This window comes from Beggiatoa alba B18LD (assembly GCF_000245015.1).
Taxonomy (GTDB): Bacteria; Pseudomonadota; Gammaproteobacteria; order Beggiatoales; family Beggiatoaceae; genus Beggiatoa; species Beggiatoa alba.
Window position 1 is genome coordinate 2,242,305 of the sequence record NZ_JH600070.1, and the last position, 22,652, is coordinate 2,264,956.

The window sequence follows — 22,652 nt, forward strand, 5'->3', positions numbered from 1 at the left end:
AGGACAACACCATAATAAGCGACAAAGTACAAAATTATGCGGCTTTGCTACCATATTTACGACGGAATTTATCAACGCGACCGCCCGTATCTAAAATCTTTTGCTTACCTGTATAAAAAGGATGGCAGGCAGAGCACACATCGATGTGTAAGTCTTTTTTAGTAGTAGAGCGGGTTTTAAAGGTGTTACCACAGCTACACGTCACATTGATTTCAGCGTAGGCGGGATGAATTTCAGGCTTCATAATAACTAAAAACCTCAATATTTTATGCTGGGTGTGTAATTCTAAGGGGTAAACAAAATGGCAATATATTTTAATGAAGTTACCCCCAAACAGCAAGTTATTTATTCTTTTTGATAGCAAAAAGTTATACACACCTATTACATCTCATACCTCTCAGGTTTTAAACGCATAAAACCTGATTGTCTGAATCAGGATTTTCAGGATTAATGGGATTAAAAACCCTCAAATAAAAAACTAATATGTTAGATGATATTCTATCGCTACTTTCTCGCTATACACACAGCTAGCAATCTCCTCAAAAATACGTTATATAACAATTTTATGCCTGTGACTATTGGCAAAGATTCTAGGAATTTATTTCATTACATGGTTAAACCGTTATGCCCGTTATTCTACAAACTGTGATATTGTTAAGTTTATCCAATATTTTTATGACATTTGCGTGGTACGCGCATCTTAAGCATTTAAATACGCAAGCTTGGTACATAGCTGCCTTGTTAAGCTGGGGGGTTGCCTTATTTGAATATTTATTACAAGTACCTGCAAACCGTATTGGTTACACCGAGTTAAGTTTGCCACAACTCAAGATTTTGCAAGAATTCATCACATTAAGCATTTTTGTGCCTTTTTCCCTTTTTTACATGCAACAACCGTTAAAGCTAGATTACTTATGGGCGGCACTTTGTTTAATGGGAGCGGTTTACTTTATTTTTCGTAGCTAACAATGATTTTATAACAATAAAATAGTGACGATGGAGATATACCACTTATGAGCAGACCTAAAGTTGCAATTACCCTCAGTATCGACACAAATCACGGTGTATTAGGACATACTGTTGCGTTACTCATTGAATCAGGAATGAAATATGAGCGGCATCGCCTGAGTAATAACGGCGCGGAAACCTTTCTCACATTAGAAGCAACAGGTGATGTACCTGATTCATTGCGGAAAAATTTAGTCGCCATTCCAGGTGTTCATGCCGTTGTCAGCATTGAAGCCAATCAAGAAAAATCTCCCGAAGCGTTGTTACAACCTGACCAACCCACCGTTGAAAATATTCTGAAGTTTTGGCAAACACCGCGAGCACTTGAGCTGATTCAACAGTTTGAAAGCGAGTTTAAAAGTAAAGAGCGTGAACAAAAATCTGTCCCATTTGGCGAGTTAATTGGCATACAGTTAGCTCAAGAATATCGTGATGCCTTATCCGCCCAAGATACGATTGAAGCAGCATTGCAACAGGTTGTTATTCCTGCACTGGGCACATTTATAGAAGCTGAGATTAAAGACAATGCCTTACATCTTATTCGCTCTGATTTTGTCAGTGTGCCAAGCAGTAAATTAAAAATGCTATTCGGTTTAGACCAAGAACGTTGTTATGTGATTAGTGGAATCGTGCAAGGCATACTCAACCAACACCCAAGCCTGCCAAAAACATGCGTTCGTCGCGCTAAATGCGTTGCTGCGGGTGACTCTCTTTGTGTATTGAAAGTTGAAGCGGCAAAATCTGTATAAATATCATGCCTGAAGAGATAGTGATTGAATTACAAGCGGTGAGTAAACACTACACCCAGAAACATCCTGTTTTTACTGATATTAATTTGCAAGTAAAGCAAGGGGAGTTTTTCGGCTTAGTAGGGGTTAATGGTGCAGGAAAAACGACTTTAATCAAAAGCCTTTTAGATTTTTGCAATATTAATCAAGGAAATATCTATTTATTTAATCAAGCACATACCAATCCTAATGCAAGACAACAATTGGCATTTTTTCCTGAACAGTTTGCCCCGCCTGCATTTTTAACAGGACAAGGATTTTTACAGTATATGGCACGACTGCATCAACAACCTTATGAAATTGAAAGAATCATATCAATTTGTCAGGCAATTGATTTAGCAGTTGATGCACTCCAACGACCGATAAAAAGTTATTCTAAAGGCATGGCGCAAAAATTAGGGTTAGCGGCTTGTTTTGCCGCACAAAAAAAATTATTGGTCATGGATGAACCTATGAGCGGTTTAGACCCTAAAGCACGCGCTTATTTAAAGCGTTATTTATTGGACTTAAAAGTTCAAGGGGTGAGCCTATTTTTTAGTACGCATTTATTAGTAGATGTTGAAAACTTATGCGACCGCATGGCAATTTTACACGCGGGACAATTACGTTTTGTGGGAACGCCTGCCGACTGTTGCGCACAATTCAACAGTCCGAATATCGAACAGGCTTATTTAAATTGTATTGCTTAATAGTCTGTATTTTCTAATTAATTAACCTGAGTTCTGCGAGATTTATAAAATAAAACAGAGACCTGTTAGGTTTTGAAAACCTAGCAGGTCTGTCGGAACACGCGAAAAGGGTTGAAGGACTGGCAGAGATTATTCTCTTGTTTTTCATCTGGATTCACCAGACAAGATTAAAACATTGTCTGAATCAGGATTTTCAGGATTAACAGGATTTAAAATCCTCAAACCCAAAAGTCAGGTGAATCACGCCTTTTAATCCTGCTAATCCTGATTCAGACAAACGCTTGTCTTTTTAAAAGAAACTCACCAACCTCAGGTTAATTAGAAATTAATATGATAAATCGGACTAACCCAACATTCTCCCGTCTCTCCTGTAAAGTAAAAACGATAGGGTTCTCCCTGACGGGCACGACTGACTCGCGCTGTAAATGCCCGTAAAGGCGCGACATGTTGACGATCAATAAAAAAAACGCCTGCCTCTCCTGTACGCCCCTGCAATTGAATATCCCACATCAGTTGCCCTGAAATTTCATAGCGAAATACAGCTTGAATTGCGTCACTGGGCAAATAGGTTTGACAGTGTTGTGGCGGAGTTTCTAACAATTTCACACAATGACAAGCTGGGTCAACATAACCGACCCGTTTTCCTGTTTGTAAGCGTTGCACAATATCCTGCTCTAACCATAATAATTCTGGCGTGCTACCGTGAAAATAACGGACAGTCCAGTGCAATTCCCCCATCACAAAACCTTTAGGCGCAACTAAGGCATCATAAGTAACGGGAACCGTTAATAATGCATTGGTGATTAAATCATTCGCAGATTGCTGTGTTTTTTCAGCACGGGCATGATTTTGTACGCTTCCCCATACGCCCCAACTAAACACGAACAATAAGCTGATAATCACTAAACGTGTTTGTGTTTGTTCCGTAAAGCGTTGACGATAATGTGCAAACCCTATCGGAAGCGTCACAGCGGTAAAAAGAATTAAAAATAAATAGCTTGATAATAAAATACGGGCGGCATGTTCTTCAGGACTACGCCACATATGCGGGGCAAAAATGGATGGTAAGATTAAAAAGGCACTGGCGAGTATGAGGAAAAAAGATAATTTAAGGCGTGATTGACTTAAGACTAACGCCAGTAAGGTCGCGCTCAAAACCAGCATATTTTGCGCGGTAAACCAAGTTGTTACGTTTGTTAATCCTTGAAATACTTCGGTTAATAAAGGTTGCAAACTCATCCCTTCCATGCCCCCCCCAACCGTACTTAATAGGGTTTGACGTAACAAGAGATAAGCAACAGCAATGCAGAAATAACCTGCAATTAATCCTGTAATACGGCGTAAATTCACCCACGACAGTTGAAATTGTGGTAGCCAGAAATACAGTAATGGAACGATTAAATAAATTTCCTTTGCCAACACTGCCAAGGCATAAAAAAATAAGCAAAGTCCCAACCAACGTGCTTGTGCAGTTCGCCACCACTGCAATAACGCCAAACTCGATACGGTGATACTAATGCCACCTTCGACATAGTGACGGGTATAATTTTCTGTTAATAATTGAAATAAACTAGGATGGGTGAGTAAGAGTAATAACGCAATGACACCCGCTTGATAACGTCCTGCAATTCGCCACGCCAATAAACTGATTAATAAAATTAAAACCGTCAGAGATAGCCATTGATGGATAAAAAAAATATCAGGATTTGCATCTCCTGCTAACCCTAAATCCAGTTGATAGCTCCATAAGACCCATGGCATATAATGCGCGGTTGATAATTCTTGATACGCTGCGGGGTCTGTTAAAAATGTATGCCACGGATAACTTAAAGCAACCCGCATCACATGCCCATCATCATCATGAAAGGTAAAAGAAAAAACAGGCAACCAAGCAGTAAGCCATAACCCAAGAAAAAACACCAGCAGGCAACAGATTTGGAAGCGGGGAGAACGTAAAATAGCGGTAGCAGACATGAGTGATGAAAGGCGTTAAACAGTAAAAAATAGGGTAAACAGGATAATCAGAAACCAGACGTTTGGAAAGACAAGCGAGTGACAAGGGTAGTTGTAAAACAATGACGTATCATATAAAAGAAATTTTTTATACCTTACAAGGTGAAGGTGCTCAAACTGGCAGAGCCTCCGTGTTTTGTCGTTTTACGGGCTGCAATTTATGGTCAGGACAAGAAATAGACAGAGCGACCGCAACCTGTCAGTTTTGTGATACTGATTTCAATGGTATTACAGGGGAAGGCGGTGGCAAATTTAAAACAGCCAATGAACTTGCTGCTGCAATTGCACAAACATGGTCAGCGCAACAAGACGCACGCGCTCAACCTTATGTTGTATGCACAGGGGGCGAACCCTTATTGCAACTCGATAGCGCGCTAGTTTCTGCATTGCACCGTGCAGGATTTAGCGTTGCCATAGAAACCAATGGAACACTGCCAGCCCCCGCAGGCATTGATTGGATTTGTGTCAGTCCAAAAGCGAATACCCAATTAGTGTTAACCAGTGGGCAAGAATTAAAATTAGTGTACCCTCAATACCACGCGATGCCTGAACGGTTTGCACACTTAAATTTCCAACATTTTTTTTTACAACCACTGGATAACGAAAACCATCAGCTAAACACACAGCAAGCAATTCAGTATTGTTTAACACATCCACAATGGCGGTTGAGTTTGCAAACACATAAATTATTAGGCATTCCTTAAGATTAAGACTGCTTATTTTAACGGTGCTTGCTGGGCGTGAGCTTGTTTAAAACAAGCCAGAATAAAAGCACGTAATTCATCAGACATCGCCTGAACAGGAATATTGATATAGCCTGAGCGTGCATAAATCAGCAACCACGCTTGCTTAAATTGGAGAATTTCATCGAATGCTAACCATTTTAATTCGCTTGAGCCTAAGCTCGAAGAGACAATGACATGCTGGGGCGTGAATGTCATTTGTGCAACAGGGCAAGACATTTTAGAAAGAATTAATTCACTTTGACGCAGACGTAATAGATAAATAATCCCCCATAGACTAACCCCCAGCCATAAACCAATGGTAAACATTAATAAAATTAAATTATTCCAAAAAATCAACAAAATAGGCATACAAAACAGAGCGGCAATAGTGAGTAATAATGTCCATACACCAATCCGTTGCAACATAAAGCGATTCAACGCATAACGAATCATCGCCCGATTATAATGAACCTCTATTTGATAAGACATGATTAATATTTCACTCAGGGCATATATTTTGCGTACAAGAATATTAACTACTTTTTATAGTGCTTTCTCAGTAAAAATGAACCCAGAACCAATAGAAAAACACCTAAAATCAAAGGTTCATAGTTTTGCTGACTTGCGCCAACTTCTAAAACAGCCAGTTGTAAATTATCAGGATTACAATAAACCGTAACGATTTTACCAACGGGATAGCGTTGGCTAACCGCTTCTGCATCTACTTGTGTTGTACTTTGAGGCAAAAAATTAACACGGTCAGATTGATAAATACGACCTTCAAATGTGTATTCATAACGAATTTGTGGAATGTACATCAGTTGTTCATGTTGATCACGACTCACGGATTTTTGACTCACATGAGACTGAATGATTTTTCCTGTTGTTTCTAGCCAATTCACACTATCGCGGGCGTGATTAAATTCTATAAAGCCGACGGCTAATAAGCTAACACCCATCAGCATGATTAAACCAGCAAAAATGGGGAAAAGATAATGTTTACGCATCTTTTACAATTTTCCTCGTTGCTATCCCTAAGTGTATCAACTTTAACAATACAATAAATTTTAACTTATTCTTATTACTCCTGTTATTTTAATTGATACTAAACCCAATTTTAATTTTTGATGAGTTAAGCACGTTATGTTCAATCACCTTTCTATACTCCCTCTCTTGAGCCTACTACTACCTTATAGCTCCTTGACCATTGCATACACCACGAATGCTAATACTGATGATGAAATCATTGATTTATCAATAGAAGAGCTAATGCATGTTAAGGTTCAAGTTGCGACTAAAACGCTAGAAAAGAATTTAGCAGAAACACCGAGCATCGTAACCATTGTGACAGAAGAAGAAATTGCAAACAGTGGCGCGCGGGATTTAATCGATATTCTCCGCCTTGTGCCAGGGTTTAACTTTGGTGTCGATGTGAGCAATATTGTTGGCTTAGGTATGCGGGGCAGTTGGGCACATGAAGGAAAAATTTTATTGCTCATCGATGGGATAGAAATGACCGAACGACGTTTCGGCAATAATCCATTGGGCAATCATTATCCTGTTGAACAAATTAAACGTATAGAAATTATTCGTGGGGCAGGCTCTGTGCTCTATGGCGGTTTTGCTGAACTAGGCGTTATTAATATTATTAGTAAGCAAGCAAGTGATTTAAACGGGGTTCATGCCTCTGTCACTTATGGCAAAATGGAATCGGCAACAGCACGACAATCTATAAATTTAATGGCAGGAAAAAGTCTTGGAGACGCTAAATTCACCGCAATGGGTTATCTTGGCACAGGACGACGGAGCGACCGCGATTATATCGACCCTTATGGCGACCGTTTTTCACTGGCAAATGAAAATACATTAGACCCTGCATTTTTAAATTTAGGTTTTCAATATAAAAATTTTAGCAGTCGCTTATTAGTTGATAATTATCGAACTACTAACCGCGATTTATTTGGCACAATTGAACCGATTGCATGGAATAATGATTTTCGTACCCTTGCATGGCAAAACCGCTATATTGAGCATATTAACCCTAAACTTTCCATCGACACGCAAGTGACTCTATCGCACCAAGATACATGGAATCAATTATTAATAGACCAATATCAAACCCGTGCAACAACTGACCGTATTTTACTCAATATTAATCCCCGTTATTTATTCAGTGATACGCTAGCCCTATCTAGCGGTTTAGAAATGTTTTATGACCGCAATATAGACCGCTCGACCGAAGTACGGCATTTATCCAACTATCACAACCTCACCGCTTTTTTAGAAGGTGCGTGGCAAAGTCCATGGGGAAATTTTACCCTAGGAGCACGCTATGACAAACATAGCAAATTTGGGGATGATTTATCACCACGCCTTGCTTATACCAAATATTTTAATAATCAATGGCATTTTAAACTGTTATACAGTGGGGCGTATCGTAGTCCAACGGTAGAAAATGACTACTTAAATCCCGATATAAAGCCAGAGCAGACCGATGTATTTGAAACAGAAGTAGGTTATCAATTCAATAAAGAAATGGTTTTAACCATTAACCTCTTTCATATCCAAACCAAAGATACGATTGTTTATGATGTTATCCCCAACACCATTACGCAAACCTATTTCAATGCAGAACAATCGGGAACACAAGGATTAGAAGCAGAATTTCGTTTGATAAAGTCGTGGGGATACGCAACGCTCAATTACAGCTATGCCATCCCTAATGATAGTGCTAATACTTATAAATCAATGAACTGGCAAACAGGAGAAGAGCACGACCTTAATTTAGCCTTTCCTGCCCATAAAATTACGCTGAATAGCCATATTAAATTATCTGCTTCATGGTCGATTAATCCCTCGTGGATTTTCCTCAGTCAGCGTTATGGTTATGCCCGAGTAGATGAAACAGAAACCCCCATTTTATTTGAATCGCCGAATACAATGCTGACAAATCTCTTTTTTCGTTATCAGCCTAAATCTGCCAAACAATGGGAGTTTGGCTTAGGCATTTATGATATTTTTGCAGAAAATTTAGAACTGATTCAGCCCTACAATGGCGGACACGCGCCGTTACCTGTCACTTCTCGGGAAGTCGCTTTACAAGTACATTATCAATTTTAACTTTAATCCTTTTTCCCGCCTTCGTCCTGCGTAAAGCGATGAATCAAGCGTCTATCGCGTTTCGTGGGACGACCTGCTTTTGTAGGACGTACTAACCTCTCTAACTGATGTTGCTCTTGCTGAGTTTGACGTTTTGCAAGACTCTCTGTGGTTTCCTCATATAATAAAGCCGCCTCAGCGGCGGGGCGACGTTGTTTTAATAAACCTTTTATAATCACTGTGCGTTCAAAATAGCCTTGCTGAATACGCACCTCATCACCAATATGCACCTCTTTTGCAGGTTTAGTGCGTTGCTGATTAATATGGACTTTTCCACCAGTAATCGCATCAATGGCTAAACTGCGCGTTTTAAAAAAACGGGCAGCCCATAACCATTTATCTAAACGTACCTTATCGTCTAAATCATCATCTTCATCACGCATGATAAAACCCATTCTTAAATAATTATCGCGCTATGACGCGATTTATCATCGATGAATGGCTAAATCGCGTCATACAACTTATATTATTCAATAATAGCTTAGTGGTGAGGCTTATCTGCTGTTGCGGTAGCAGGTTCAGGATGAGCAGGATGGGATAAACGCTCCATCACCGCAAATAACACTCCAGAAATTACAAAGGTTAAATGCACAATCACTAACCACATTAAATCCTCCTTATCATAATGCTCAATCGCAAAAAAGGCTTTGAGCAAATCAATAGAAGAAATCGCCACAATAGAACCAATTACTTTAATTTTTAAAGAGCCATAATCGACATTGCCCATCCAATCAGGGCGGTCATCATGTGTTTTCGCTTCGTCAATCTTAGAAACAAAATTTTCATACCCACTAAAAATAATTAGAATCAGCAGATTACTGACTAAAACAAGGTCAACTAATCCTAAAATAGGCAAGACTAACGCCGTTCCCTCCATGCTCCAGATACTAAACAGCATCTCCACGAACTTAAATAGGAACTTGACTAATAACACGACTAAGGTTGCAACAAGACCAATATAAAACGGGGCAAGCAACCAGCGACTGCCAAAAATTACACGTTCAATCTGTTTTTCAATCATAATGCCTCTAATATCAAAGTTGTTTATTGCAAACCAGTTATAATAATAAATCTGTCCGACCTGACAGCGGTTAAGATATAAAGTGCATAATGACTAAAACCAATATTCCCCTCCACAAAAATATGAGGACTCTATGATTACATTATTATTTTTACTGGCACTCATGGTAACATTACTGATGGTAGCGGGCATGATGTTTGTCTTTTTGTCCAGTAAAATTGCTGATTTACAATTACTTGAGCGTGCAGGACAACGTGTTCGTGCGCAAATTATGCAAAAGCAAGCGAGAAGTCGTACTACGGCTGTGAGTTATGTTTTTAACATTAATCAACAAACTTATCAGAATACTGTGTTATTCCCCACACCAAAGCTGGCTTATTTAGGCAATGACGACACTGTCGAAGTCGTTTATCAAGCGGATGACCCCAGCGAAAATTATGCAACTAGCGTCATTAGCGATAAAATCAACGACTACCATCAAATTTTACGCATTGTCGGTATCGCGCCGATAGTCCTGTTCCTGATAGTGATTATTTACTGGTACGCCTAAATTTTCGGCATATAGTCGGCGGGTGACATGTCTATACGGGTTTGTTCATAAATAAAATGTTCTAGCTCAGTTTGCCAGCCACCCGCTTCATTATTGTAATGTGTAATCCCTGCTTGACGATTTTTCTCTTTTAACTTCAGTGAATTAGCCGTGACCATATCGCGCAAATAAGTTTCTTGATAAAACAAAGGTTTATCAGGACTATCCGTGAGCCATACATGACATTTTCCGCCATGACTCCATTCCGCGATAATCACATTCCGAATTCGGAACAATAAAACGGTTTGATTCCCGCGCACCCCTGCCCCATCTAATGTGCCGTAAGCATTTTGCAGGCTTTGTGCTAATTCTGGACGTTTTGCTAGAAATTTCTGAATGGTTTTACCCACGGCAAGCCATGCTTCATCGATATATTGCCGTTCATAATATGCCCACCAAAACGCTCGGCGGTATCGCCATTGTGCATCTAATGCACATTGGTCTAGGATACTGAAAAAAGTTTCTAGGGTAGAACCTACCATCCAGCGGTAAAATACTTGTAAAGCCTCTGTTTGCACACCTTGCCATAATGCAGGAGAGACACGCGGGTCTTGTAAATATTGCAATAAAAAAATTTGAATTCGTTGTTTTAGTGCGGGGGTTGGTTCGTTCAGTTGCCAAGGGAGTAGTAAGGCATGAGCTAATTCGCGCCGACAACTGGGATAACGCAAGCGTCCACCGTCATCTGTCCATGCTAATAAGCGCGAGAGTTCTTTTTCTGAACCCTGTAATAAATATTCCTCCAACTCTTCAAGGGCTTTACGGTAAGCGACACGGGCATAGCCGCTGTTTAACAATTCCCCTGTTAAACCTGCATCCGTCAATATTTGCGCCGTATCAGCATGTAAACAGGCTTGTGCTAATTTATCAATCCCATTGCCTTGCGGGATAAATATCTGATATACCTCATTATACTGTTTCCAGCGTGCCAGCATAGAATCTGCTGGTGCTTTGAGCACTTGCGCAAGAATGAATTGCGAAATTTCTAATAAATTCGGCGGTTGTTGGTCAAATTCGCGTAAATATACACGGATAAGCCGTTTAATTGCCGCCGCATTGCCACGTAGTTGTCGCCAGAAATATTTTAAAAATAAGTCATTTTCAGCTAATGTGCGCCCGCGCTGACCATACCACAGCACCCACGCCGCCCGTCGCCAATCACGTGCGGTAATGGTTTGCCACTGCTGGTTTTGAATCGCTTGTTGAAATTTTTCATATAGCAGTAATAGCTCGCTTTCTTTAGGTATTTTGGCTTCCATCGCAAAATCTGGTAGGGCTTTAGCCGTAGCGACCAGTCGAAAGTCATTGAGTACCCGTAAATGATGCGTGTGAAACTTTTTCACGGTCTCTTGGCAATCTTGCAAAGCTCGACGCAGTTTCATAGCGATGTATCTATATTTATTACTTAAGATTTATGGAGTGCTTGTAAGGCAAGGTTATAAAACAGGCATTGGTCACCGCCTAACTGTTGCGCTTGTTGGGTTGCCAGTTCAACCATGGTTAGTAATTCATTGACTTCTCCTTGGTCTTGTGGATAAACCACGATGCCAATGCTGGCTTTAGATTGTAATAAGCAATCTTCTAAATTCAGTGGTTGGGTTGCTTTAAACAGGAGCATTTCTCCCACTAATCCCGCGTGTTGTGGCTCGCTGATTTCACCCAAGGCAATGATAAATTGTGCACCGTCATAACGTGCGACTAAATCGCTATGTCTTAAAATTTCCTCAAAACTCGTGCCTAAGCGTTGTAAAAATTTATCCCCTAATACGTAGCCAAATTGTTGATTAATATCTGCCATGTTATCGATATTAATCAGTAGTAAGGCGAAGGTTTTATGATTGCGCTTTGCCGAAGTAAGGGTTTTATTGAGGTTATGACAGAATAACGCACGATTCGCCAATTGCGTTAAGGGGTCATGTAAAGCAGAACGTTGGTTATGAAGTTGGTTAAGAATGACGATATAGCGTCGTTCAGGGAGCGACGCGGGCTGATAGGGTTGAACGGTTAAATGGCATTGATAAATACCGCCACGTTTATGTCGTTGCCATACCATGCCTTGCCAATGGCGATTATGTTGTAACGCGCTGGTAATTGCTTCATTAATATGATTATCTAACCATTCAACTTGTAAATCTTGTAAAAAACGTTCGGTCAATTCTGCTTCAAAGTAACCTGTAAAATGGGTCGCGGCAGGATTTGCGCGGAGAATTCGGTGTTCACTATCAAGTAGAAAAACGGCGTTATCACTATTTGTCCAAACAATATCTGCAATTGCAAGCGATTCTTGTGTTTGTTGTTTAACTGTCAAGTCTTCAACCAGCCATAGGGTTTTTTGGGTTTGGCTGGGTTGTAAGCGAATATGCGCATAAAACGTGGTTTCATCTTTGCGACGTAACCATTGGCGCGGTTGATAATCGAAATTTTTTTCAGTGATGAGATGATTGATATAGTCATAATCCCTTGAATCTACAAATAGCTGTTGTATAGACAGACTCAGCAATTCAATTTGACTATACCCGAATAACGATTCGCAACGCGGATTAACGCGAGTGATGTATTGCCCTTGTGTTGTGAGCAATCCTAGTTCTGCATGAGTTATGAGTAAATTAGTTTCTTGGGTTAGGGTTTTAACACGGGCAGAGAGGCGATGCTGTTCGGTGGTGTCTTGTAAAAGCAGTAAGAGACCAACACAGAAATCTAAATCCATGAGTGGCAAGAAATGTAGATTAAACAATCGATTATTTTGCTGAAAAGTTTCTTGTAATGTCTCGCCAAGCAAAGCTTGTTTGATTTGGGCAGAAAAACGCAGGATAGGGGAGTCAGTTTTAAACAGGGGTTGTTCTAAATCATCGGCATGAATACCTAAAATTTCTAAATTATCGCCTTGAGCAAAAACTAAAATACCTCGTTTATCAACACTGAGTAATGTAATGGATAAAGCCCGTAACAGTTGCGGTAGCCACATCGTATAGTGACTTAAATCAGGTAAAATCAGGTTATTATGTTGATAATAATGTTGTAAATTGGTAATTGTGGTGATTTTAAATAAATGTCCTTTCTCGTCCATTAATTGACTTTCGGCAATATGATGGCGTAACAGGTGTTTGTCACGGTGCTGTAATGGCCAATTACCACTATTACTGGAGGCATTTGTCAAATATCTGACATGCCATTGCATTGCCTTAGTGTGCAATTCGGGGGCTAATAAACAGGTAAAAGGCTGGTGAATCAATTCTTCAAAACGATAGCCAAACAGGTCGCAAAAAGCCGTATTCAGATAAACAAATTGTCCTTGAATATCGGTAATTGCCATGCCAACAGTGGTATTTTCAAATAATTGGGTAAAAAAATTGAGTTTGGTTGATAAAGATTCTTCACGTTGGATATAAGTGCTGATATCAACAAATTTACAAATCACACATTGTTCTTGATGGTTAATATTCAGTGGATAAGCGGTGACTAATGTCCAAATCAGTTGGTCGTCAGCGCGATAAATACCAATTAATTGATTCGCATAAAGTTGTTTTGTTTGTAGCACAATATGAGCAGGAAAATCTTCTGGACTAATTTCCATTCCGTTTTCCCAAATACAGGAACAGGGTAAATGCGTTTGTTCCAATAATTGTTCTGCACGAACCCCCAATAATTGTGTCATTTGTGGGTTACACGCAATGATTTTACCGTCTTGCTGGTAAACGAGTAGTGCTTCTGCTAACTGTGGGATTAATTCTAAAAAAGGCTGTTGCTGGTCATATAACGCGCTCATTAACCGTCCTGCCATAGTCATCTGTCTTTCATAAAATGATTGACAGTCATATTAAGGGTGTTGGTTTATCATACTTTAACGTGAATTATTCATTATATAGCGTTTATCCCTTTCCGTTACGATTGCAAAATAGGTATTTATTATTTAATAAAATACTTTATATATAATAGAGTTACCCTGATATCGTGCTAATCTTTAAACGATGGCATGTTTTCTGCTAAAAGGGGAAATCAAGGTATTTCAGAACAATCGGACTTTAGGAGTTATCTATCATGTTTAAGAAATTAAAAGCAGAAGATTATCGTATTGAAAGCAATATGTTCACGGGAACAGTGACATTTCAGGGAAAATTGCAATTACAAGACAGCAAGGCTTATACCCCTATTTTAGAAATGCTAAACGAATTAGCTGCGAAAGATTTACCTAAAATTACTATTGATTTACGTGCATTAGAGCTGATGAATAGCTCAGGGATTAATACCTTATCTAAATTCCTCATGCTCATGGAACGCAAACAACAAACGCAAGTTGTGGTGCATGGATTACGAGATATTACTTGGCAAGACCGTATGTTGACGAATATCAAACGTGTTTTACCCAGTTTTCAACTTTCTTTACAGTAAAAACGGGAAATACCTACGGATTCCACGCTCAGTGTGTAACGTGTTACACCTGTCATAAAAATGACGGTTACGAAAAAGGTCACAGCGGATTTAAAGTGAAGGGATGAGCCACTTTAACCAACGTAGCCATAAATAATTAATCCAAGCCTCTACATGTCCTTGTTCTGCTGCTTTTTGATACCACTGCTTTGCTAAAACAAAATCTTTTTTAATCACATCGTCGCCGTTTTCATAACCATACTCATACAACAAGCCTAATTGAAATTGGGCTTGTTCGTCGCCTTGTTGGGCGACTAGCGAGTAGTAATGCAATGCTTGCTGCATATCTATCCCAATATTACCGCTACCTGTTTGATACAATTTTGCTAAACGTATCTGTGCATCTTTTGCGTCTTTAATATCAGCGGCTGCGGCTTTTTTTAAGTATTTAACCGCCTCCTCCATATTTTTACGCAATCCCCCCATGCCATTTAAATAAAACAGTCCTAAATGATATTGTGCATCACAATCATCTTTTTCGGCAGATTTTCGATACCACTCTAAGGCTTGTTTTTCATCAGTATTTAATCCGCCTAATCCCTGTTCATACATTACCCCAAGATGATATTGTCCACGAACATGCCCTTGCTCTGCGGCTTTACGATACCATTCAACTGCCTTCACTTTATCAGCGGTTGTTCCAATCCCATAACTATATCCAAAACCAACCTGATTTTGTGCCTCTGCAATCCCTAGCTCACCTGCTTTTAAGAAATAACGAAACGCTAACAGCTGATTTTTTTCTGTAAAACCAAAACCATTGTTATACATCATGGCGAGATTAAAGCCACCGTATTTATAACCCTGTTGCGCGGCTTGTTGAAACCAAAACACGGCACGTTCTGTATTTACAGGCACACCCCAGCCTAAACAATGAAATAGACCTAATAAATTTTGTGCTTCTGGGCTACCCTGTTGTGCGGATTTAGTCACCCAATAAACGGCTTGTTCTTCATCTTTAGGTAAGCCACGACCACGATAACAAAATAATCCTAAATTGTACTGTGCGCGGTAATGCCCACGTTGTGCCGCTTCCCGAAACCAATAGCCCGCTTTTTTATAATCCACGTCGGTATTTTTACCTAACGCATAAATAAGTCCGAGTTGGTTCTGCGCTTCGGGGATGCCTAACTCTGCCTCTTTACGATATAACTCAAGGCTTTTTGCCAAATCTTGGACTAATAAACCAACAACATCATCACCGTATAATTCAAATCGGTCAGCTGCCAAACCTTTCAGCAAATAAGTATTTTTATTGGTAGAAGATTCGTAAACAGATGAAGGAAAATTTTGAATTGGTGGTGATGCAGGGACGGGTGGGGCGGAATTTACGGGGGCTTTTTCTTCAGTCATGGCTTACAACATCAAGGATATGCGTTTAACAGGGGAATGACCAAAGTATCTGTTTTAGTCTCAATAAACCAAAATTTATTAAGCTTTTAGGATAAAGTGTAGGTTTAGCAAATCATAACGTGTCTGCTAAACCTGTCTTGATAAAAATTAGTGTGTTGTTGGTAAAAGCTGTTGCTGAAATATTTCCAAAGAGTCGACTACGATAGCTTGACACGTTAATTGCTCTAACTGTGCTACATCCTGAATGGTATCGATATTTTGTTGTATCGTAGGAGATATTTCACCAAAACGCATGGTTAAAATAGCCATTAACGCAGTTTTGATGCCCTTTAATGTGCCTTTTGCTTCACCTTCTGCAAGACCTTCAAGTTTGCCTTGTTGTACACCTTTTTGCACACCCTGCTGTATGCCTTGTTGTATGCCCTGCTGTATACCCTGCTGTATGCCTTGTTCTATTCCCCGTTGTATCCCTTCTTGTAAACCTTTTTGTGTTGCTGATTCATACCAGTTGGCGACTCGTTCCGCTAACATAACGTTTATCTCCTGTAAGTCTACTAATTCTGAGATTGTGCTCTTCGGTAAATGGTGTGGTAGGTAAACCCGATTTAACCATGCTGCAAAAGTGCGTCTTATCTCTTGTTGTGCAGGCTCTTTTAGCCACTTAATCAATAAGTCTAGTACTTGCGACACTTCTATTTCATTTTGGGCTTTTTCTAAACGAAATAATGCTGCAACTAGGTTATGTAAACTTGATAAGTCGCTCGGGTTATAAACACCTTCGTCAATTAATAAGTAATGTAGTTGAGGTTGATATTTTTGAAGGGGAGAAGGTTCAATTAAATCAGAAACATTGAGCGGTGCGTTCCAACGACTTTGTCCATTGTAGAGCACAATCGGTAATACAGGCGGGAGTTTTTTGTTAGTAATAATTTTTGCGTCTAATAGGTCTTGATAGAGTAAACCAATATAAACCATTAAACGCACTGCCATGTAATCATCAACCGTAGATTGAAACTCCAGCAAAATATAGACATATAACCAATTACCTTTCCAACGAATTCGCCAAATCACATCATTATCACGGCTTCTTAAATCGTGGCTGGTAAATTGTCCGCTGACTTTTTCTAATGTATTAAAATCTAATTCTTTTACCCATTCTTCATGCACAAACCCTTCTAATAAATCTTTTACCATTTCAGGATAGGAAAAAAAACGTTTATAGCTTGGGTCGTGTTCAGGTTTATTTTTATCGCTTTTTTTGGCGGATGTGTTTGGATTTTTCTTTGTGGGCATAGTGCATGGCGTTTGGCAGGTTTAATCAGAATTCCTCGTTTTCATCCACTCGATGAAAACGAGATGAAAATGAAGCGATTTATTTATTCATTTTGTTCAGAGTTAGAATGCAATTTAAATTTAGTCAGGCGGTAGCGTAATGCGCCAAAACTGATGCCTAATAAACGTGCGGCACGGGTTTTATTACCTTTTGTTTTTTCTAGGGCTTTCATGATTTTATCGCGTTCTAAATCTTCAAGTAAAGGGTCTAAACCTGCGCTATTTTCTTCTAATGTGGCGATGCTCAGTAAATCATCTTCGGTATATTCATCATGGTTATTTGAGGCTTCCTCTAATTTGGGTAACTGTAAGTCATCTATTTGAATGACATTATCATCACACAGTGTCATTGCACGTTCTAAAATATTTTCTAATTCACGTACATTCCCCGGAAAATGATAGCTTTGTAAAAATGCCATCGCATTGGCGGACAAGCGTAATTTTGCATTGCCGTTGCCTTCAGTGAGTTTTTGTAAAATGCGTTCAACCAGTAAGGGAATATCTTGTGTACGCTCTCGCAATGGTGGGACATGTAGCTCAATTACGTTGATTCGATAAAATAAGTCTTGGCGGAATTTGCCTTGTTTGACTAAATCAGCAAGGTCTCGGTGTGTTGCGCTGAGAATGCGGACATCGACGGGTATTTCTTTGGTCGCGCCAACAGGTCGCATTTGCTTTTCTTGGATGACGCGCAAGAGTTTGACTTGCATATGTAATGGGAGGTCGGCAACTTCATCTAAAAATAAAGTGCCTCCTTGTGCAATTTGGAATAAGCCTTGTTTGTCGGCCGTCGCGCCTGTGAAACTGCCTTTTTTATGTCCGAAAAATTCGCTTTCCATCAATTCAGTGGGAATTGCACCGCAGTTGACGGGGACAAAGGGTTTACTGGCACGTGCGCCTTGTGCGTGAAGTAATCGGGCAACGACTTCTTTGCCAACACCTGATTCACCGCGAATGTAAACAGGGGCTTGGCTACGCGCTAATTTGGCAATTTTAACCCGCAGGGCTTGAATGGCTGTGGATTCGCCGACCAGTGAGGAAAAACTTTCTTCATGTTTTTCCGCGAGTTTTAGGGCAGTGGCAACAAGATTACGTAATTCTTTAATATCGACAGGTTTGGTGACAAAATCAAACGCGCCTGCTTTTAAGGCTTGTACGGCAGATTCAACGCTACCAAAAGCAGTAATGACGGCAACAGGGATGTTGCTATATTCCCGTTGAATAAGGTTGACTAAATCAATGCCATTACCATCAGGTAAGTGCATATCGGTTAAACACAAATCAAAGGTTTGTGTCTTCAGTTGTTCGCAGGCATCTGTGTATGTGCCAACACCGACACAATCAATATTCATCGGACTAAGTGTCTGTGCTGAGAGTTCAAGAATGATGGGTTCATCATCAACAACAAGACATTTCGGACGTGACATAATTTTTCTCAGTATTTGTTAAAAATGACAGGAACTAAAGACAACGGTGAGGCAGATAAAATAATCGCTTTTTTACATCATGTAAGAAATGGCGTTGTCTGTATGATTGGTCAATAAAATACGAAAACAACAGCCTTGTTCACTGTTGTTCACTACCTGTAAAACGGCTTGGTTTGCTTCGCAAATTTCACGCGCTAAATACAGTCCTAAGCCTGTACCTTTTGCTTCTGTGGTGAAAAACGGTTCGAAAATTTGGGCTGCAACGGCTTCAGGCATCCCTTTACCTGTGTCAATCACTTCTAAATAGGGACGTTTAGAGTCTTCTGTATCGCCTAATGCGAGGGTTAATAATGGTTCATGTTGGCTGTAACGCAGACCATTATCACAGAGGTTGCTAACGACTTGGTAAAGTTGGGTCGGGTCAAAGTAGCCAAATAGGGGTTGATTTGGGGTTTCTACGACGAATTGTGTATTCGTTAAACCGTGTTGTATGCGGTATTCTTCGGCAAATTCTAATAGCCATTCGCTGAGTGAGAATTGTTGGGTATTGGTTTCGCGGCGGCTGAGTTGGAGTACGTTTTCAATAATATTGTTGACTCGTTGTGCTTGGGTCACGACGATTTGTACTAAGCGTGTTTCACTGGCATTTAATTGGATTGACTCTGCAAGGAGTTGTCCTGCTTGGCTGATTGCGCCTAAGGGGTTACGAATTTCGTGCGCAATGCTAGCAGTTAAACGTCCTAATGAGGCAAGTTTAAGTTGTTGGGCGCGTCGGGTTGTGAGGGTGGCATCATCCAATACGATTAGAACGCTTAGGGATTCTCCACGATTTAGATAGGTAAAGGTTGCAATAATTTCTGTTTCACCGCGTGGAGGACGGAATACTTCGGAGGTGTTGAAGCGTTTTGTTTGCCAATGGGTAAATTGTTTTGCTAATTCAGGAGAAACCGCAGTGAGTGTGCGTCCTGAAGGGTCCTCTGGGAGAGATAATAATCGCGTAGCGGCTTCATTGAATAGGCGAACACGTTCTACTACGTCAATGACTAAAATGCCTGATTGGATGTGTTGCACAATTTCGGCATTTAGTTGGGCGAGATATTGAACATGCAAGCCGCGTTGTCGTGCTAAAGCTTCGCTGATTCTAACACGTTTTGCCAGTGTGTAGGCTGAAAATGCAGTTGCGAAAAAGGTTGCCCCTAACATGCTGGCGTGTGTATAGCTGGTTGTTTGAAACCAGTTAAAGGCATCTGCGTAAAAAACATGTCCTAATACGCAAAGACTAGCAATTGCAGCGAAAAAAAACGCCGTGCGTCCTTCAGACAGTAAACTCCCCCCTGCCACTGAAACAACTAATAACATGCCCATACCACTACTAACCCCGCCACTGGTGTGCATTAATAGGGTGATGAGTAAGATATCAATGGGGATTTGTCCTAGCACTTGCAGATTAAAAGAGGGGTAGCGGTAGTCGGTCATAAAGATGCAAGTCAGGGCAAAGCCAAGATAAACCCACGCAACAATTAGGAATAGGGGTTCGTCATAGCGTCCTAAAAAGCTTGGAGCAGAGTCTGTAATAAAGGTGATGACAAATAAAAGAGCTATGATTAAGCGATAAAAATTAAAGAGATATAGGGCTGTCCAATCGGGGGAGCGGCTTATATCTGGGTTTTCGCTGGTCACATCAAGGGTATTCGTCAACATAGGTTATGTTTGTGTTAAATCGTGGCTAATTGAATAAGCATTATAGGCGTTGTATTAAAGCTTAAATTTTTTAAACGTATCGTAACATCAAGGTGCATGAGCAATGATTTTGTGCTTTTTATCCTTGGGCTGAGTAGATAAAATCCTGCTTTTATCGATACTTTCCCTATTACTCTTAGCATTATTATCTGGCACACAATGACACTGTTTTTTTTTCCTTGCCTATTTATTTCGGGGTTATTTATTGACCAATATGTTCCTGATTATGGTCAACTGGGCGTTAATCTGATTGTTTGGGCAATTTTTTTACGCATTCTTTGGCAACACAGTCCTGTGCTTCGCGTTAAGCTCATCCTGTGCCTTGTTTATGCCACGTTAGGGGAGCTTTTTCTCTCATTAGTATGGGGATTGTATATTTATCGTTTGGATAATGTGCCTTTATTTGTTCCAGCAGGGCATGTTTTATTATTCATCACGGGGCTATTAGTTGCACGACGGTTGCCAAATTGGATTATTTGGGTTGTCCCCAGTTTAACCTTGCCTTTAGTAATATTTAATGTTTTCCATCAAATAGATACATTAAGCAGTTTGCTGTCATTAATTTTTATGTTGTGCATATTGTTTGGACGTTGGAAGAAATTATATGCCAGCATGTTTGTCATGGCATTAAGCTTGGAAATTGTAGGTACAGGGTTAGGGAATTGGTACTGGTTGCCAGAAGTCGCTTGGTTAGGGATAAATAGCCATAATCCGCCCTTAGGTGCGGGTGCATTTTATTGTTTACTAGATTTATTAGTTGTTTTAACCATGCAGTTTATAAAACGCTATCCGTTCTTGTTTCGCCCTTTCTCTCGAGCTATTCCTGCCACTGAACAAGCCTCGTAGCTTACTTTATCTTTATGAATGATGAGACATAATGAACGCAACACAATGTCAGGCACTTTTTGCCCGTTTAGAAGCACAAAACCCAACCCCACAAACAGAATTAGTCTATCGCTCTACCTTTGAATTATTAATTGCGGTTATTCTTTCAGCACAGGCAACCGATGTGAGCGTGAATAAAGCAACGGCTCGCTTATATGCAGTCGCAAATACGCCACAAGCCATACTTGCCTTAGGTGAGGAAGGTTTAAAAGCGTATATTAAAACGATTGGCTTATATAATGCTAAAGCAAAGAATATTTTAAAAACCTGTGAAACATTGATAGAAAAATATCAGGGAGAAGTCCCACGTGAACGAGCGGCTTTAGAAGCATTAGCAGGTGTAGGACGGAAAACCGCAAATGTCATTTTAAACACAGCGTTTGGCGAGCCAACGATTGCCGTTGATACACATATTTTCCGCGTTTCCAATCGGACAGGTTTAGCCAAAGGAAAAACGGTGCGTGAGGTGGAGGATAAACTGTTAAAAGTCGTTCCTCCCGCTTATCAAATGGGTGCACATCATTGGCTAATCTTACAGGGTCGTTATACCTGCACAGCACGCAATCCTAAATGTGTACAGTGCAAGATTGCTGAATTTTGCGAGTTTGAAGAAAAAACACTTTAAGTTAGCTCACGCAAATCATTCAATCATTCCTTTAACACTTAATTGATATCGACAAATTACTCATGAAAATATTAGTCAGTAATGATGATGGTTATCGCGCTGCGGGTCTTGCGTGTTTAGTTAAGAAATTGAAAAACTTTGCCGATGTTACCGTTGTCGCGCCCGATAGAAATCGCAGCGGAGCCAGTAATTCATTAACGCTAGAAAATCCTTTACGTGCTTATACCGCAGAAAATGGTTTTTTATATGTAGATGGAACGCCGACAGATTGTGTGCATTTAGCCATTACAGGCTTATTGGAAGAATTACCCGATATTGTTGTGTCAGGCATTAATGAAGGAGCGAATTTAGGGGATGATGTGATTTATTCAGGCACTGTTGCCGCTGCAATGGAAGGGCGATTTTTAGGCTTACCCGCGATTGCGGTTTCATTGGCAGGTTATCCAAACCCCCAACATTATGAAACGGCTGCCACTGTTGTCGAACTGTTACTGCAACAATTTCACGGCGGTGATTTACCTCTACCTGTTGATACAATTTTAAATGTCAACGTGCCAAATGTCGCTTTTCAGGAATTACAAGGGATGCAAGTCACCCGTTTAGGCAGTCGCCACCGTGCCGCCCCTGTAATTAAAGACCAAGACCCGCGCGGACGGAATATTTACTGGGTCGGTGCACCAGGTGCAGAACAAGATGCAGGCGTTGGCACTGATTTTCATGCAATTCGTCATGGCTTTGTTTCTATCACCCCACTACATGTAGATTTAACCCGTTATTCGGCATTAGATGCAACACGCGGATGGTTAAAACCGATTGAGACCTTGAAGCGTTAATGATTCAACATCAATATGCAATGACCTTTTCCTTGAT

Annotated in this window: 22 protein-coding genes; 10 read left to right on the forward strand and 12 right to left on the reverse strand. The window is 40.2% G+C overall.

Translation table 11 applies throughout. The features are described 5' to 3' along the window. Positions 1-34 precede the first annotated feature (34 nt). Positions 35-244 carry a 50S ribosomal protein L31 gene (rpmE, locus tag BEGALDRAFT_RS09130; protein ID WP_002685914.1) on the reverse strand — a complete coding sequence of 70 codons (210 nt, stop codon included), beginning with the start codon at positions 242-244 and terminating at the stop codon, positions 35-37. A 380-nt stretch (positions 245-624) separates the two neighbouring features. On the opposite strand from rpmE, the gene BEGALDRAFT_RS09135 reads away from it, so the two are divergent. The 3 genes from BEGALDRAFT_RS09135 to BEGALDRAFT_RS09145 are packed head-to-tail and all read left to right on the forward strand — an operon-like array spanning position 625 to position 2,485. Further along, positions 625-966, forward strand: a complete 342-nt coding sequence (locus tag BEGALDRAFT_RS09135) for a DMT family protein (RefSeq protein WP_002685916.1) — start codon at positions 625-627, stop codon at positions 964-966. A 47-nt stretch (positions 967-1,013) separates the two neighbouring features. Beyond that, positions 1,014-1,757 carry a hypothetical protein gene (locus tag BEGALDRAFT_RS09140; RefSeq protein WP_002685917.1) on the forward strand — a complete coding sequence of 248 codons (744 nt, stop codon included), beginning with the start codon at positions 1,014-1,016 and terminating at the stop codon, positions 1,755-1,757. Positions 1,758-1,762: 5 nt separating this feature from the next. Next, positions 1,763-2,485: an ABC transporter ATP-binding protein gene (locus BEGALDRAFT_RS09145; protein ID WP_002685923.1), complete on the forward strand. Its 723-nt coding sequence runs from the start codon at positions 1,763-1,765 to the stop codon at positions 2,483-2,485. 318 nt (positions 2,486-2,803) lie between these two features. On the opposite strand, the gene BEGALDRAFT_RS09150 is transcribed toward BEGALDRAFT_RS09145, so the two are convergent. Beyond that, entirely contained in the window at positions 2,804-4,459 is a 1,656-nt protein-coding gene (locus BEGALDRAFT_RS09150; protein ID WP_002685925.1) for a hypothetical protein, read from the reverse strand. Positions 4,460-4,560: 101 nt separating this feature from the next. Between BEGALDRAFT_RS09150 and queE the strand changes: the two genes are divergently transcribed. Further along, on the forward strand, positions 4,561-5,202 hold the full coding sequence (queE, locus tag BEGALDRAFT_RS09155; protein WP_002685926.1) for a 7-carboxy-7-deazaguanine synthase: 642 nt from the start codon (positions 4,561-4,563) through the stop codon (positions 5,200-5,202). Positions 5,203-5,214: 12 nt separating this feature from the next. On the opposite strand, the gene BEGALDRAFT_RS09160 is transcribed toward queE, so the two are convergent. Together BEGALDRAFT_RS09160 and BEGALDRAFT_RS09165 are read right to left on the reverse strand one after the other, a co-directional pair. Further along, positions 5,215-5,712 (reverse strand): YcxB family protein, encoded by a 498-nt coding sequence (locus BEGALDRAFT_RS09160; RefSeq protein WP_002685928.1) that lies wholly within the window; start codon positions 5,710-5,712, stop codon positions 5,215-5,217. Positions 5,713-5,759: 47 nt separating this feature from the next. Next, positions 5,760-6,230 (reverse strand): DUF3592 domain-containing protein, encoded by a 471-nt coding sequence (locus BEGALDRAFT_RS09165; RefSeq protein WP_002685930.1) that lies wholly within the window; start codon positions 6,228-6,230, stop codon positions 5,760-5,762. A gap of 136 nt (positions 6,231-6,366) precedes the next feature. On the opposite strand from BEGALDRAFT_RS09165, the gene BEGALDRAFT_RS09170 reads away from it, so the two are divergent. After that, on the forward strand, positions 6,367-8,343 hold the full coding sequence (locus BEGALDRAFT_RS09170) for a TonB-dependent receptor plug domain-containing protein (protein ID WP_002685932.1): 1,977 nt from the start codon (positions 6,367-6,369) through the stop codon (positions 8,341-8,343). A gap of 2 nt (positions 8,344-8,345) precedes the next feature. On the opposite strand, the gene BEGALDRAFT_RS09175 is transcribed toward BEGALDRAFT_RS09170, so the two are convergent. Both BEGALDRAFT_RS09175 and BEGALDRAFT_RS09180 read right to left on the reverse strand, forming a co-directional pair. Beyond that, on the reverse strand, positions 8,346-8,765 hold the full coding sequence (locus BEGALDRAFT_RS09175; RefSeq protein WP_002685934.1) for an RNA-binding S4 domain-containing protein: 420 nt from the start codon (positions 8,763-8,765) through the stop codon (positions 8,346-8,348). 98 nt (positions 8,766-8,863) lie between these two features. After that, positions 8,864-9,403 carry a TIGR00645 family protein gene (locus tag BEGALDRAFT_RS09180; protein ID WP_002685935.1) on the reverse strand — a complete coding sequence of 180 codons (540 nt, stop codon included), beginning with the start codon at positions 9,401-9,403 and terminating at the stop codon, positions 8,864-8,866. A 133-nt stretch (positions 9,404-9,536) separates the two neighbouring features. Between BEGALDRAFT_RS09180 and BEGALDRAFT_RS09185 the strand changes: the two genes are divergently transcribed. Next, positions 9,537-9,953, forward strand: coding sequence for a DUF3592 domain-containing protein (locus tag BEGALDRAFT_RS09185; RefSeq protein ID WP_002685936.1), 417 nt, complete (start codon positions 9,537-9,539; stop codon positions 9,951-9,953). Here the strand turns inward: BEGALDRAFT_RS09185 and BEGALDRAFT_RS09190 are convergent. Then, complete coding sequence (locus BEGALDRAFT_RS09190) at positions 9,950-11,374, reverse strand: EH signature domain-containing protein (RefSeq protein WP_002685937.1); 1,425 nt, start codon at positions 11,372-11,374, stop codon at positions 9,950-9,952. The two genes, BEGALDRAFT_RS09185 and BEGALDRAFT_RS09190, sit on opposite strands and share 4 nt — an antisense overlap. A 23-nt stretch (positions 11,375-11,397) precedes the next feature. After that, positions 11,398-13,773, reverse strand: a complete 2,376-nt coding sequence (locus BEGALDRAFT_RS09195) for a sensor domain-containing protein (protein ID WP_040294931.1) — start codon at positions 13,771-13,773, stop codon at positions 11,398-11,400. A gap of 257 nt (positions 13,774-14,030) precedes the next feature. Here BEGALDRAFT_RS09195 and BEGALDRAFT_RS09200 point away from each other — a divergent pair, with 257 nt between their 5' ends. Then, a complete protein-coding gene (locus BEGALDRAFT_RS09200) occupies positions 14,031-14,381 on the forward strand; it encodes a SiaC family regulatory phosphoprotein (protein WP_002685939.1) in 351 nt (116 codons plus the stop codon). Between the two features lie 90 nt (positions 14,382-14,471). On the opposite strand, the gene BEGALDRAFT_RS09205 is transcribed toward BEGALDRAFT_RS09200, so the two are convergent. From BEGALDRAFT_RS09205 to BEGALDRAFT_RS09220, 4 genes are all read right to left on the reverse strand, one after another. Continuing rightward, positions 14,472-15,773: a tetratricopeptide repeat protein gene (locus BEGALDRAFT_RS09205; RefSeq protein WP_002685940.1), complete on the reverse strand. Its 1,302-nt coding sequence runs from the start codon at positions 15,771-15,773 to the stop codon at positions 14,472-14,474. A gap of 147 nt (positions 15,774-15,920) precedes the next feature. Then, positions 15,921-17,066 (reverse strand): Rpn family recombination-promoting nuclease/putative transposase, encoded by a 1,146-nt coding sequence (locus BEGALDRAFT_RS09210; RefSeq protein WP_002685948.1) that lies wholly within the window; start codon positions 17,064-17,066, stop codon positions 15,921-15,923. A gap of 83 nt (positions 17,067-17,149) precedes the next feature. Continuing rightward, positions 17,150-18,532 (reverse strand): sigma-54-dependent transcriptional regulator, encoded by a 1,383-nt coding sequence (locus BEGALDRAFT_RS09215; protein ID WP_002685950.1) that lies wholly within the window; start codon positions 18,530-18,532, stop codon positions 17,150-17,152. Between the two features lie 72 nt (positions 18,533-18,604). Then, positions 18,605-20,233, reverse strand: coding sequence for a sensor histidine kinase (locus BEGALDRAFT_RS09220; RefSeq protein ID WP_002685951.1), 1,629 nt, complete (start codon positions 20,231-20,233; stop codon positions 18,605-18,607). A gap of 198 nt (positions 20,234-20,431) precedes the next feature. On the opposite strand from BEGALDRAFT_RS09220, the gene BEGALDRAFT_RS09225 reads away from it, so the two are divergent. The 3 genes from BEGALDRAFT_RS09225 (at position 20,432) to surE (ending at position 22,615) form a co-directional block, all read left to right on the forward strand. After that, positions 20,432-21,118, forward strand: coding sequence for a hypothetical protein (locus BEGALDRAFT_RS09225; protein ID WP_002685953.1), 687 nt, complete (start codon positions 20,432-20,434; stop codon positions 21,116-21,118). Positions 21,119-21,149: 31 nt separating this feature from the next. Then, positions 21,150-21,782 (forward strand): endonuclease III, encoded by a 633-nt coding sequence (nth, locus tag BEGALDRAFT_RS09230; protein ID WP_002685954.1) that lies wholly within the window; start codon positions 21,150-21,152, stop codon positions 21,780-21,782. Positions 21,783-21,844: 62 nt separating this feature from the next. After that, positions 21,845-22,615, forward strand: a complete 771-nt coding sequence (surE, locus tag BEGALDRAFT_RS09235; protein WP_002685956.1) for a 5'/3'-nucleotidase SurE — start codon at positions 21,845-21,847, stop codon at positions 22,613-22,615. Positions 22,616-22,652: the final 37 nt, after the last annotated feature.